Annotated in this window: 11 protein-coding genes; 5 read left to right on the plus strand and 6 right to left on the minus strand. The window is 45.0% G+C overall.

The window, feature by feature from the left end:
• The first annotated feature begins 114 nt into the window (after positions 1-114).
• Positions 115-2,673 carry a penicillin-binding protein 1A gene (locus AB6D80_RS00745; protein WP_371702132.1) on the plus strand — a complete coding sequence of 853 codons (2,559 nt, stop codon included), beginning with the start codon at positions 115-117 and terminating at the stop codon, positions 2,671-2,673.
• A 107-nt stretch (positions 2,674-2,780) separates the two neighbouring features.
• Here the strand turns inward: AB6D80_RS00745 and oxyR are convergent, their stop codons facing one another.
• Positions 2,781-3,674 (minus strand): DNA-binding transcriptional regulator OxyR, encoded by an 894-nt coding sequence (oxyR, locus tag AB6D80_RS00750; RefSeq protein WP_017103618.1) that lies wholly within the window; start codon positions 3,672-3,674, stop codon positions 2,781-2,783.
• Positions 3,675-3,895: 221 nt separating this feature from the next.
• Here oxyR and AB6D80_RS00755 point away from each other — a divergent pair, with 221 nt between their 5' ends.
• The gene (locus AB6D80_RS00755; RefSeq protein WP_010435300.1) at positions 3,896-4,624 is read left to right on the plus strand and encodes a glutathione peroxidase; all 729 of its coding nucleotides are present in this window, start codon (positions 3,896-3,898) and stop codon (positions 4,622-4,624) included.
• A 308-nt stretch (positions 4,625-4,932) separates the two neighbouring features.
• A complete protein-coding gene (locus AB6D80_RS00760) occupies positions 4,933-6,399 on the plus strand; it encodes a dihydrolipoyl dehydrogenase (protein ID WP_372187536.1) in 1,467 nt (488 codons plus the stop codon).
• 193 nt (positions 6,400-6,592) lie between these two features.
• Here the strand turns inward: AB6D80_RS00760 and AB6D80_RS00765 are convergent, their stop codons facing one another.
• Entirely contained in the window at positions 6,593-6,940 is a 348-nt protein-coding gene (locus AB6D80_RS00765) for a RidA family protein (RefSeq protein WP_004729674.1), read from the minus strand.
• 87 nt (positions 6,941-7,027) lie between these two features.
• On the opposite strand from AB6D80_RS00765, the gene AB6D80_RS00770 reads away from it, so the two are divergent.
• The gene (locus AB6D80_RS00770) at positions 7,028-7,276 is read left to right on the plus strand and encodes a DUF3624 domain-containing protein (RefSeq protein ID WP_012604954.1); all 249 of its coding nucleotides are present in this window, start codon (positions 7,028-7,030) and stop codon (positions 7,274-7,276) included.
• Between the two features lie 260 nt (positions 7,277-7,536).
• Here the strand turns inward: AB6D80_RS00770 and argH are convergent, their stop codons facing one another.
• The 4 genes from argH to argC form a co-directional block, all read right to left on the minus strand.
• A complete protein-coding gene (gene argH / locus AB6D80_RS00775; protein ID WP_009848895.1) occupies positions 7,537-9,411 on the minus strand; it encodes an argininosuccinate lyase in 1,875 nt (624 codons plus the stop codon).
• A gap of 347 nt (positions 9,412-9,758) precedes the next feature.
• Positions 9,759-10,970 carry an argininosuccinate synthase gene (locus AB6D80_RS00780; RefSeq protein WP_372187538.1) on the minus strand — a complete coding sequence of 404 codons (1,212 nt, stop codon included), beginning with the start codon at positions 10,968-10,970 and terminating at the stop codon, positions 9,759-9,761.
• A gap of 113 nt (positions 10,971-11,083) precedes the next feature.
• Positions 11,084-11,872, minus strand: a complete 789-nt coding sequence (gene argB, locus AB6D80_RS00785; protein WP_017061138.1) for an acetylglutamate kinase — start codon at positions 11,870-11,872, stop codon at positions 11,084-11,086.
• Between the two features lie 12 nt (positions 11,873-11,884).
• Entirely contained in the window at positions 11,885-12,889 is a 1,005-nt protein-coding gene (argC, locus tag AB6D80_RS00790; RefSeq protein ID WP_371707575.1) for an N-acetyl-gamma-glutamyl-phosphate reductase, read from the minus strand.
• Between the two features lie 153 nt (positions 12,890-13,042).
• Between argC and argE the strand changes: the two genes are divergently transcribed.
• Complete coding sequence (argE, locus tag AB6D80_RS00795) at positions 13,043-14,179, plus strand: acetylornithine deacetylase (RefSeq protein ID WP_009848891.1); 1,137 nt, start codon at positions 13,043-13,045, stop codon at positions 14,177-14,179.
• Positions 14,180-14,304: the final 125 nt, after the last annotated feature.

Consider the following 14,304-nt stretch of genomic DNA (forward strand, 5'->3'; position numbering starts at 1 on the left):
TATCTAGGGGTTGTGATTATTAGTTAAATAAGCGTTAATAAACGAAAGCTAAGTTTTTAACCTAGAGTACAAGGGTTTGCTGCTTATCAGCCTTAACTAATCAGGGATTATCCGGTGAAGTTCATAAAGCGATTATTCATATTTACATTGATTTGCATGATTCTTGGAGTCAGTACAATTTTCGGATTTTACTATTACGTAAAACCAGAGTTGCCTGATGTTGCCACTTTGCGTGACGTAGAACTCCAAACGCCAATGCAAGTCTTCAGTCAAGACGGTAAATTGATCTCTCAATTTGGTGAAAAGCGTCGTAATCCAGTGACTTATGACGAGATTCCTCGCCACCTAGTTGAAGCTTTGATTGCTACCGAAGATAGCCGCTTTTACGAGCATCCTGGTATTGATCCAATTGGTATCACTCGAGCAGCACTCGTGGTTGCTATGTCCGGTTCAGCCAAACAAGGGGCAAGTACCATTACTCAGCAGCTTGCGCGTAACTTCTTCTTATCTAATGAGAAAAAGATCATGCGTAAAATCAAAGAGATCTTCATTGCGATCCACATAGAGCAACTTCTGAGTAAAGAAGAAATCATGGAGCTTTACGTAAACAAGATCTTCCTTGGTCACCGTTCATATGGTTTCGGCGCAGCAGCGCGTGTTTATTTTGGTAAGGATCTTCCTGAGCTCACCTTAAGTGAATTGGCTACGCTTGCGGGCATGCCAAAAGCACCTTCAACTATGAACCCTATTTATTCTGTTGAGCGTGCGACCAACCGTCGTAACGTGGTATTACGTCGTATGCTAGACGAAAAATACATCACTCAATCGGAGTACGATGACGCTCGCAGTGAAGAACTTATCTCGAAATATCACGGTGCCGAGATTGAACTGAGCGCACCATATGTAGCAGAAGTTGCACGAGCTTGGATGGTTGAACGCTATGGTGAAGCCGCTTACACATCAGGCATGAAGGTCTACACCACCGTTGATTCAAAACTACAAAAAGCAGCGAACCAAGCAGCGATTAAGAACCTACTTGGCTACGATGAACGTCACGGTTACCGTGGTGCTGAAAAAGTATTATGGCAAACGGCGCAATCGGCTTGGGATCAAAAACAAATCGTTAAGCACCTTAAGTCTCAACCAACCTATGGTGACTTAGTACCAGCAGTTGTAACCGCTGTTGATTCGAAAAGCGCTCAAGTTTGGGTTAAGAACCAAGGCGAAGGCACTATCGAGTGGCAAGGCATGAACTGGGCGCGTAAATTCCTAACGGACAACCGCCAAGGTCCAGCGCCTTCTCAAGCGAAAGAGATTTTGGCTGTTGGTGAGCAAGTTTGGGTTCGCCATGAAGCAGTAACCGGCGATGAAGTATCTGAAGAGCCTACCGAAGAAACAACAACTGAACCTGAAACACCGGTTGTATGGCGACTAAGCCAAGTACCCAATGCGAACACCGCTTTTGTTGCAATGAACCCGAACAACGGCGCGGTATTGTCGATGGTGGGTGGCTTTAACTTTGTTCACAACAAATTCAACCGTGCAACGCAATCTATTCGTCAGGTGGGTTCTGGTATCAAACCATTTATCTACTCAGCAGCGATTGAGAAAGGCTTAACGCTAGCCTCACTGATCAACGATGCGCCTATCAATCAATGGGATAAGAGCCAAGGCACGGCATGGCGACCAAAGAACTCACCACCGACCTATGTGGGTCCAACTCGTTTACGTATTGGCTTAGCTCAATCTAAAAACGTAATGGCAGTACGTGTACTGCGCGAAGTGGGCTTGGATGATACTCGTAACTACCTAACTCGATTTGGTTTTGATATTGACGAAGTACCGCGCTCTGAAACCATTGCTCTGGGTGCGGGTAGCTTAACGCCAATGAAGGTAGCTCAAGGTTACTCAGTATTCGCTAATGGCGGCTACTACGTTGAACCTTTCTACATCAGCCGCATTGAAACACCATTTGGTGAGACTGAATTCCAAGCGACACCGAAAGTAGTGTGTAAAGACGATTGCCAACAGCCAATGACCTCAGATTCAATGGCTGATGAGTTTGCCGAGCAAGATGTGGATGCCCAAGTACAGTACGCACCCCAAGTGATCACTGAGCAGAACGCGTTCCTTGTTCGTGAAATGATGTACAGCAATATCTGGGGCGGCGGTGACTGGAGTGCTGGCACAGGCTGGAATGGTACAGGTTGGCGTGCTCAACCGCTGAAGCGTCGCGATATTGGCGGAAAAACCGGTACCACCAACGATTCGAAAGATACTTGGTACAGCGGTTACGGCCCTGGCATGGTTGCAACGGTATGGGTTGGCTTTGACAACCACAACCGTAACCTAGGTCGAACCAAAGCGAACTCTAACCTTGGTAAAAATCAAATTACAGGTGCAGAAGCGGGCGCTAAAACAGCAGAGCCGGCATGGGTTGATTTCATGGGCACAGCGTTAGCGGGTGTTCCGGCACAACGTAAAGAGCTTCCAGAAAATATCGTTCGCGTTCGTATCGACCGTGAAACTGGCTTACTGACCAACAAGTTCGACAGCTCATCAATGTTCGAGTATTTCGAGAAAGGCACTGAGCCAACCGAGTACATTACTGAACGTTTCAATGATGACATCTACTCAACGTCATCAGGTGAAGCAGTAGAAGAGCTGTTCTAGTTAGGGTTTGTTGAACCAAGTAACATGAACCAACAAAAAGGGTTGATATGTATTCATATCAACCCTTTTTTTGTATCTATAATCAGAGCTATCTACGATTTAAATTACTAAACAGCTTTATCTAATTGAGTTCGGATAGCCTCAGCCAATTGCTCAAAGCGCCCCTTTAACGGAGAGCCCGGTCGGTAGGCAACAACAATGCGACGTGAAGGTGTTGGGTTCACCGCTGGAACGTAACACACACCATCTTTCTGTTTTTCCTTCGGTACCGATAGCTGAGGAAGCAAGGTAATACCTGCCCCTGCTGCTACCATGTTACGCAGCGTTTCTAAGCTGGTCGCTTTAAAGCGCTCATCGTCTTTTGCACCCGCAGCAAAACAGAAGCCTAAGGCTTGGTCTCGTAAGCAGTGACCATCACCCAGTGCAAGTACGGTTTGTCCATTTAACTGCAACATATCGACAGTGTCTTGCTTAGCCCACTCATGATCACACGGCACTGCGACGCTCAACGGTTCGTTATACACATCAATCTCTTTGAACGCCGCCGTTTCATCAACTGCAGCCAATACCAAGCAATCAAGCTTGCCATCTTCAAGTTGACTCACTAGCTGATGGGTCTGCGCTTCATGCAGGTAAAGCTCAAGATCGGGAAAGCACTCTTTAAGATGAGGAATGATCTTAGGTAAAATATAAGGGCCAACGGTCGGAATAAAACCAATGTGCATCGGCCCCGTCATCGCTTCACCGTGTCCACTTGCCATATCCTTAAAAGTCTTTACTTCATTGAGAATACGCTTGGCTTGTTCAACAAGTTGTAACCCTGATTCTGTAAATATGACCTTCCTTGGACTACGCTCGGTTAACTGAAGTCCAATTTCATCTTCTAGTTTGCGTATTTGACCGCTTAGTGTCGGCTGACTGACAAAGCACGCTTCTGCCGCTTTTCGGAAGTGTTTATGCTCTGCGAGCGCCACCAAGTATTCAAAGTCACGAATGTTCATGATCAGTCTCTTACCTCTGGTTTAATAAGAACAAGGGGTTTCATAGAAACATTTAAAAGAAAAATGCTCTTGATAGAATTTACCTATCAAAACCATAACATCAAACGATTAGAGCTATCAAAGGATTTGTCTAATAATGGGCTCAACGAAACGAAACAGAGCAAAGAAAAACGTTAAGCTCTGATAGAACAAAATTTAAAATACTATTTAAGGAAATCAATATGTTTGCATCTAAAGAAGGTCAATCAATCCCTCAAGTAACATTCCCAACTCGCCAAGGTGATGCATGGGTTAACGTAACGACGGAAGAGCTATTCAAAGACAAGACAGTTATCGTATTCAGCTTACCAGGTGCGTTTACACCAACATGTTCTTCAAGCCACCTACCTCGTTACAACGAGCTACATTCTGTATTCAAAGAAAACGGTGTTGATGACATTCTATGTGTTTCAGTAAACGACACATTCGTAATGAACGCTTGGAAAGCAGACCAAGAAGCTGAAAAAATCACATTCATCCCAGATGGTAACGGTGATTTCACAGACGGTATGGGTATGCTAGTTGAGAAAAACGACATCGGCTTCGGCAAACGTTCATGGCGCTACAGCATGCTGGTTAAAAACGGCGTGGTAGAAAAAATGTTCATCGAAGAAGACGTACCAGGCGACCCGTTCAAGGTTTCTGATGCAGATACTATGCTTAACTACATTGCTCCTGAGCACAAAGAGCAAGAGTCAATCACAGTATTCACTAAGCCAGGCTGTCCTTTCTGTATGAAAGCGAAGCAGAACCTAATCGACAAAGGTTTGAACTACGAAGAAGTAGTACTAGGTAAAGACGCGACAACAGTAAGCCTACGTGCAATCTCTGGTCGTACAACGGTTCCTCAAGTATTCATCGGTGGCAAACACATCGGTGGTAGCGAAGAACTTGAAGCTTTCCTAGGTTAATGACTTACCATCGATATAAGCTTAATCGTTAAGTTAACTAAGCAATATCAGCTAACCCACCCTCTTGTGGGTTAGCTATTCCAAATACTCTTATCTGAGCTTTGGAAAGAGAATATAGCTTGTGACTCGCCCGTCTTTAACTAACCTATAGTTAGTAACAAGAAGCAGATAGCAATAAAGGCAGAGCGACAAGCTAAACCTAATAAAACAGAATCACAAAACTGACCCGCTATCCTGACTCACTCAAAAAATCACCAGAGTTGGAGGGGTTCGTTCACACTAAATTTAGCTATTGCGAGAAAATTATTATGAAACAAGTCAATGTAGATGTAGCAGTTATCGGGGGCGGTACGGCAGGTCTAGGATCTTACCGCGCTGCAAAAGCACACACTGACAGTGTTGTGATGATTGAAGGCGGCCCTTACGGTACAACCTGTGCTCGTGTTGGTTGTATGCCATCTAAACTGCTTATTGCAGCGGCTGAAAGTGTACACCAAATCGAGAAAGCGCCGGCTTTTGGCGTTCACCCACAAGGTGATATCGTGATTAACGGCCGTGAAGTGATGGACCGAGTGAAGTTTGAGCGTGACCGTTTTGTTGGTTTTGTTTTAGAAGGCGTTGATGAAATCCCAGAGCAAGACAAGATCTCTGGCTACGCAAAATTCTTAGATGACAACACACTGCAAATTGATGACCACACGGTTGTCACCGCTAAACGTATTGTTATCGCAACAGGCTCTCGCCCTGCATACCCTGCCGTTTGGAATGAGCTTGGTGATCGCCTAATCATTAACGATGACGTGTTCAGTTGGGATGATCTGCCAGAATCAGTGGCGGTATTTGGCCCCGGTGTTATTGGCCTTGAGCTTGGTCAGTCACTACACCGTTTAGGGGTAAAGACCAAACTGTTCGGTTTGGGTGGTCAAGTTGGCCCAGTGACCGACCCAGAGATCATGGCTTACGCAGACAAAGTCTTTAATGAAGAGCTCTACCTTGATGCAGACGTGAAAATCGAAAGCATGAAGCGTATTACCACTGAGTCAGGCGAAGCTCGTGTCGAAATCCAGTTCATCAATAAACAAGGTGAACTCGAAACTAACGTCGTTGAATATGTGCTGGCAGCCACAGGTCGTCGCCCTAACACGGATAAACTTGGTCTAGAGAATACTTCTCTTGAGCTTGATGAACGTGGTGTTCCTATCGCAGACCACTACACACTACAAACATCGCTACCATCAGTATTTATTGCCGGTGACGCAAGTAACCAACTGCCTCTACTACATGAAGCAGCAGACCAAGCACGTATTGCGGGTGATAACGCAGGTCGCTTCCCAGAGATTCGTGCAGGCCTACGCCGTTCTAAAATCTCAGCGGTATTCTCTGACCCACAAATCGCGATGGTTGGTGAAACTTACAAAGAGATCACCACACGCTTAGGCACATGTGGTTGTTTCGCAACAGGTGATGTGTCTTTCGAGAACCAAGGTCGTTCACGAGTGATGCTGCGCAACAAAGGTATTCTGCACGTATACGGCGAGCAAGGTACAGGCCGCTTCCTTGGTGCTGAAATGATGGGACCAAACGCAGAACACTTGGCTCACCTATTAGCTTGGGCACACCAGAACAAGATGACGGTTTCTGAAATGCTAGACATGCCGTTCTACCACCCAGTGATTGAAGAAGGTGTGCGAACAGCGCTACGTGACCTCAATGCGAAACTGCACCTAGGTCCAGAGATGGTGAAACACTGTCTAGATTGTGGCCCTGGTTGTTAATCGCAGATCATCAGGAAAGATAGCAGCTTGCTCTATTAACAGAAACTAGATACTAAAAAGGAAAGCCATTGGCTTTCCTTTTTCTTTTGGCTGAACGCATCAGCTAATCAAAGTTAAACTCGTCATTTCAGAACCGAGGGACAAGGTATCTGGAATCTCTTGAAGCCATTGCGTCACTAAAAGCTTTAAGCAATTACTTCTCAGCAGCAATCACAGAGATCTCAACAAGTAGCGCTTCACGAGCCATATCACCCGTTACACATGCGCGTGCTGGAGCGTGACCTTCAGGAACCCATGCATCCCATACTGCGTTCATTTCTTGGAAGTCTTTCATGTCTTTCAAGTAAATCGTTGCTGACAGCATGTGCTCTTTATCGCTGCCCGCTTGCTCAAGTAGGGCTTCCACTTTATCCAGCATCGTTTGTGTTTGTTCTGTGATGTCTTTAGTTGCATCAGCACAAACTTGGCCACATAGGTAGATAGTACCGTTGTGTTTAACAATACGGCTCATGCGTTGCTTCGTTTCTTGGCGCTCAATCATCGACTTTATCTCTCTGTGTCACCGTGATCCAATATCTTGTGACGTGTTATTATCAGGGCAACAAGCATAACGCGAATCAAACCCAAGATGACATGCATTCATTGCAATAAAAGTGAAAAAATCCGTAACAAACTCGGCCGCTGCCAACGTTGTATGAACCAACTGATGGTGTTGTCGATTTTAAGTTGGGGGGTGTGGTGGTTCTTTTTCAAAGAAGACCCAAAAACCATCAATGCCATCGCCTTGATGATGGCCGCTTTCGCGTTCAGTGGGTTGCTGTCGTTACATTGGATAATGAAATTTTTCGTGCTGCCTTTAAGGAACAAAAAGCGTTAACAGAGAGACGTTGCTAGATAAGTGATAACGGCTAGATAAGCGATAAAGGCCAGACGCCCAATTAAATGCCCCTACTTAGCAAGCTCCCATCATTTCCCAAACAGCAGATAGAAAAAAGCCCCAGAACCAATCGATTCTAGGGCTTTCTTAGAAAATTCTAAGAAAAAGCAGTGGTACTTTAATAGACCGGACTTTTCTTAGTTTGTTCCCAAAAAAGATCAGATTTTTGATCTTTTTTTAGGGGCTATAAAATCAATACCTTATGCAACATTCACCTTTGCGATGATCTGTTCAACCAAGTTCACTTCCAACGCCACTTCATCACATGCATGTTGGCGAGGACACTGATCACAATCTTTCAGTACCTTCTCAGGCAACAGAGATTTTGATGTTGGTAAGAAGTCATGCTTCATAAAGAACTCTGGGGTACGAGTCAGCACAAACACCTTCTTGATCGCCATTTGTCGCGCTTTATCAACCAAGTGCTGCACAATCGCGGTGCCCTGCCCTTGGCCTTGCCAACCAGCTTCAACACCTAACGAACGAATTTCCGCTAAGCCAGAGTCATACACATAGAGTGATGCACAACCTGTCACCTCACCATGATGCTCTGCGACGGCAAACGAACCAATATCACGCACCAGTTCATTACGAGAACGAGGTAGGTTTTCACCCATATTCGCCCAGTAGGCCACCATGCCTTCCAACGCTTCAATATCGGTCAGACGAGCAGAACGAACCTTAACGATAGAAGTATCACGCTGTGATAAACGCTTCTCTGCTTGGTCAACCGCGTAAGCCACTTGTTGTGGTGATACACCACCTAGCGCACTACGTTTTTCAAGACACGACTCAATGGTCAGGATGTCATACACATCCTCTTCAATCACCTCAGAGAACTCTTTCATCTCTGCGATGGTTAACTCTTCTAATGCACAGCCTTTAGCAATCGCTGCGACGACTGTTACACCAACAATATGGTGAGCTTCACGGAAAGGAATGCCTTTCGCTACTAAGTAATCAGCCAGTTCTGTTGAGTTCGCGTAGCCTTGTTTTGCTGCTTCAAGCGTACGTTCGCCGTTCACTTTAATACCGTCAAAACAGAGTGCTGCCATTTCCATACAATCATTCCAAGTATCTAAAGCGTCGAACAGACCTTCTTTATCTTCTTGCATGTCTTTGTTGTACGCCAAAGGCAGAGCTTTCACTGTCATCATCATTGCGGCTAATGAACCGTATACACGGCCAGTTTTGCCACGTATAAGCTCTAGCGCATCTGGATTTTTCTTTTGTGGCATCAGAGATGAACCTGACGTCACTGTATCGGCTAACTCGATGAAGTTTGATTCACCTGAGTTGTAGAAAATCATATCTTCTGCAAGACGTGAAAGGTGAAGCATTGAGATAGATGCAATCGACATCAGCTCCATCACATGATCACGGTCAGATACTGAATCTAGAGAGTTACGCGTTGCACGATGGAAACCTAAGTTGTGAGCTAACTCTTCACGGTCCATCGGGTAAGCAGTTCCAGCAAGGGCACCAGAACCCAGCGGACATGTATCTAGACGCTTAATCGCATCATTCAAACGAGAATAATCACGCTCAAGCATTTCAACGTAAGCCAAGCACCAGTGAGCAAAAGTTACCGGCTGAGCACGTTGTAAGTGAGTGTAGCCAGGAAGTACGGTTTCTTGATGCTGAGAAGCGACGTTCACCATTTGGCTTTGTAGGCGATCCAATGCAAGTAGCAGTTGGTTACCTTGCTGACGACACCATAGTTTAAGGTCTGTCGCCACTTGGTCATTACGAGAACGGCCAGTGTGAAGTTTTTTGCCCAAGTCACCGACTTTGCCGATAAGTTGTTGCTCGACCCAGCTGTGAATATCTTCTGCATCAGAACGTAGAATCTGTTCAGGATCTTCCATCACCTCAAGTTTTAGCTCATTCAACGCTAACTCAAGCTTCTGTTGCTCTTCTTCGGTTAATACGTTGACCGACAGTAGAGCTTTAGACCAGGCAATTGAGCCCACAATGTCTTGCTCAGCCAATCGGTAATCAAAACGAAGAGAATCGTTAAAATCTTTAAACCGGGTGTCTGCTGCTTGGGTAAATCTACCGCCCCATAATGCCATTGTGTATCTCCTAATTGCACAGTGCTCACTGTTTTTGCAAATGATAATTCTGATTAAAATTCAGTATTTTTCTGATGGTTTAAACTTACGGCAATTCAAAATGAAAATAAAGTATTAATTCATTATTTTAACATATTTATTCACCAATGATTTAATCCACTATTTATTTTCAGCGTGATTCGCGAATTATATGCCATTCAATGATAAAAACCGAAGCTGATTTATTAGACTAATAGATAGAAAAAAGCCCATTCACTAATCAATAGTGGATGGGCTTTGCGTAATAATGTCTATTTGCTAGCCTTCCGTTATTCGTAAAAGGCTAGCTCACTAACTCATTGTTCGGATTACTTTTGGCTATTCAGAGCACGGATACGGCTTGATAGCGAGTAAAGACGGATAAAGCCTTCAGCGTGGCTTTGGTCGTAAACTTCATCTTCACCAAAGGTTGCAAACTCTTCTGAGTACAAGCTGTTGTCAGAACGCTTCTGAGTCACAGTTGCATGGCCTTTGTAAAGTTTGATAACCACTTCACCATTCACGTCTTGTGCTAGCTCATCTGTTGCTGCAAGAATTGACTTACATAGCGGAGTGAACCAACGGCCATCGTATACAAGGTGAGAAGCTTTAACACCTAGCTCTTCACGGAATTCGAATGCCGCTTTATCAAGAACCAGTTGCTCTACTGCACGCAGTGCTTCCATCATGATTGTGCCACCTGGAGTTTCGTAACAACCACGAGACTTCATGCCAACAAGACGGTTTTCTACGATATCGATACGACCAACACCGTGCTTCGCACCCTTCTCATTTAGGTAAACCAGTGCGTTGTATGGCGTCATTGTTTCGCCATCAACCGCTACCACTTCACCTTTTTCAACTTTAAGCGTCACAGTTTCAGATTCGTTTGGCGCTTGCTCTGGGTCTACAGTCCAAGCCCAGCAATCTTCATCCGGTGCGTTCCATGTATTTTCTAGAACGCCACCTTCTGTAGAGATGTGCCATGCGTTTGCATCACGCGAGTAAATCTTAGTAAGAGAAGCGGTACAAGGGATGTTACGCTCAGCTAGGTAGTCTAGACACTCTTCACGGCTCACTAGATCCCATTCACGCCAAGGTGCAATTACGTGTAGATCCGGTGCTAGTGCAGCAAATGCACCTTCAAAACGAACTTGGTCGTTACCCTTACCTGTACAGCCGTGACACAATGCATCTGCACCTACTTTACGTGCAACTTCAACCTGAGCTTTCGCAATGATTGGACGAGCCATTGAAGTACCTAACAAGTATTTGCCTTCGTAGTAAGCACCCGTTTTTAGTGTTGGGTAGATGTAGTCAGCCACCATCTCTTCTTTAAGGTCTGCGATGTAGCACTCAGATGCACCAGAAGCTTTTGCTTTCTCTTCGATACCAATCAGCTCTTCATCGCCTTGGCCTACATCCGCAACAAACGCAACCACTTCACAGTCATAGTTCTCTTTCAACCATGGAATGATTACTGATGTGTCTAGACCGCCAGAGTAGGCTACTACAACTTTCTTTACGTTAACTTTGCTCATTTTCTTTCTCCTAGTTTCCATACTGCACATGGCGGTCAGCGTTGGAAATGACTTCATAATTATATGTTTATTTAATTTGTCTAAATTCTTTAAGTAGTGACTCGTGGTGAGACCTACTGAGGTAAAAACTGTGTTCCTATGCTTTTACCTGAAAACAGTTGTGTTAGCTTTTCTGGGTATCGCCAAGTGGCAACTTCGATTGGTCGTCCAAGGTCGTTAGCAGCTTCTAGTGCAGCTTGAACCTTAACGATCATGCCGTCGGTAATCACTTTGCCTGTAATAAGGTCATCAGCTTGTTGTTGATTAAGACTTGGGATGAGGTGGCCTTTACCATCCAACACACCACTTACATCAGAAAGCAGTACCAGTTCAGCATCAAGCGCACCTGCAACGGCAACCGCAGCTTGGTCGGCATTCACATTCATCAGTTGGCCTTGCTCAGTCAGACCAATCGAGCTAATGATTGGCAGTGCGCCCGCATTAAGAATCGCTTGCAGAACGGTTGAGTCGCCCGGCTCAGCTTTACCTACTGCACCCAATTCAGGGTTCAGTTCACTCACTTTGCATAAACCACCATCTGCAAGGCTCAAACCAACGGCATTGATACCGTCTTTAATTGCCTGACCTTGAAGTAGTTTGTTAGCCGTGCCCGCTAGTGCACCAGCGATCACAGGGATCTGATCATAAGGAGTAACACGTAGCCCTTCTTTCTTAACGGTTTCGAGGTTCAACTTATTCATCAAATCATCAACAAGGTAACCGCCGCCGTGAACAATCACGATTGGTCGTTGTGCCTGTTGTTGGTAAGCAGAGATAGCACCAAATAACTTGCTAAGTGTTTCACCACAAGATAGCGCAGCGCCACCTAACTTTATGATTAATGGTTGATTATTAAGGCTCATATCTAGATTTCCTTACACTAACGCAGTTAATGGCGCAAAACCATAACGTAAATTCAAACACTGCATCGCTTGGCTAGATGCACCCTTTAATAAGTTATCAATCGCTGAAACAACGATGATGTGCTGACCTTGAACCTTCCAACCTAAGTCGCAGAAAGGCGTCTGTTCTACATCTTGAATTCTTGGCAATGTCTCTTCGAGCAATCTCACAGCTGGCTTACCTTGATAAGCTTGCTCGAAGGCATCTTGTATCTGTTGTTCTGTCACACCGTCAGCCAGTTTCATGGTGATGGTCGCTAAAATGCCACGCTTAAAGTTGCCGAGGTGCGGGGTGAAAATTACATCACATCCTAAATGTGCGGCCATTTCAGGTTGATGACGGTGATTGAAGACGCCATAAGCTTGCAGGCTCACTTCGCAGAAGCTGTTAACTATGGTCGCCTTGCGGCCTGCACCAGTTACACCGCTGGTTGCGTTAATCACTGGCCATTGGTTCTCATCAAGTAACTTGGCTTCAACCAAAGGCTTAATCGCCAGTTGTGATGCCGTTGGGTAACAACCCGCTACCGCAACAAGCTGAGCTTCTTTTATTTCTTGTTCGTTCCATTCCGCTAAACCGTAAGCCGCTTTGTCTAGCCATTGTTCGTGTTGATGTTCAAAACCGTAAAACTCTTGATAGAAGTTTTCACCTTTAACTCTGAATGCACCCGATAGGTCGAAAACTTGGCAATCGTTCTCTAGAAAAATGGGCGCTAGGTCGTGACTGACTTCGTGTGCCGTTGCTAGAAAAATCACATCAGACTGTTTAGCCACTTCTTCCGGATTTGTTAAAGGTTGTACTGGCATATCAATCAGGCCAGCTAACTTACCGTGCAGTGCAGCGATAGGTTTGCCCGCATCTACACTATTGGCTGAGACATATAAACCTGATAGCGTGAGCTCAGGGTGTCTGTTTATCATTAGAGCCAGTTCTGCTCCTGTATAGCCGCTTGCACCAATGATCGTGGTTTTCAACATCTCAACACATCCATTCTTGAGGTAAGTTATATTTCAAATTTGACTATTCATACTTAATTTTTAGCTATATTTGATTTCTTATGCATTAAATATGATTTAATATGTGTTTTACCGACTTATGGTTTTCCTGTCAATAGTAGAAGTGAAGATATTATGCAATTACCGAGTTTCCTTGAGGTCTATAAAGGCCTAATTTCCACCGACTCCATTAGCTCAACAGATCCAAGCTGGGATCATGGCAACGAGAAAGTGATCGAAAAAATGGCTCAATGGTTTAAAGACGTAGGCTTTAGCGTTGAGGTCGTGGAAGTCGAACCCGGCAAGCATAATATGGTCGCAAAGATGGGTTCTGGCGAAGGGGGCTTATTGCTTGCAGGACACAGCGACACCGTGCCATTCGATGAAGGACGTTGGAACTTCGACCCTCACGCATTGACAGAACACAACAACCGCTTCTACGGATTAGGCACCGCCGATATGAAAGGCTTTTTTGCCTTCGTTTATGAAGCTGCTAAGAAAATGGATTGGAGCAAGCAAACCAAGCCGCTTTATGTTTTAGCTACGTGTGACGAAGAAACCACTATGCTAGGTGCACGTCATTTCACTGAAAATGCGCCGTTTAAACCGGACTACTGCATTATTGGTGAGCCGACCAGCCTAGTGCCTATTCGCGGTCATAAAGGTCACGTCGCTAATGCTGTGCGAGTAACGGGTAAATCAGGTCACTCTTCAGATCCAGCTTTAGGCGTTAACGCCATCGAGATCATGCATGAAGTGTTATTTGCTTTAATGCAGTTGCGTGACAAGTTAGTCAAGGAGTACCACCACCCAGGTTTTGCAATTCCAAGCCCTACCCTAAACCTTGGTCATATCCACGGTGGCGACAGTGCGAACCGTATCTGTGGTTGTTGTGAACTGCACTATGATGTTCGTCCTTTACCGGGCATTAGCTTAGATGGCTTGGATAACATGCTGCGTAGCGCACTTAAAGAAGTAGAAGCAAAATGGCCGGGCAGAATTGAGATTACTCCCCTGCATGAGCCGATTCCGGGTTATGAGTGTCAGCACGATCATCCATTTATCGGTGGCATGGAATCGGTGTGTGAAACCGAATCTCAAACTGTGAACTATTGTACTGAAGCACCTTTTCTTCAGGAGTTATGTCCAACCTTAGTTTTAGGCCCAGGCTCAATCGACCAAGCTCACCAACCGGATGAGTTCTTAAGCTTCGATTTTATTGACCCTACAATTGATGTTCTGAGTAAATCGATCCGTAAATATTGTTTCTAGTTATTACTTTCCTTCCGATATTTTCGTATAAAAGCCACCCGAAAAGGTAACACTGATCATTTAAGCATTTTCCTGATCAGTTGAACGATCCTACAGATGGTTAACAATACCCTTAAGCACTTTTG

The sequence above is a fragment of the Vibrio sp. 10N.247.310.17 genome (genome assembly GCF_041466605.1).
Classification (GTDB): domain Bacteria; phylum Pseudomonadota; class Gammaproteobacteria; order Enterobacterales; family Vibrionaceae; genus Vibrio; species Vibrio tasmaniensis_A.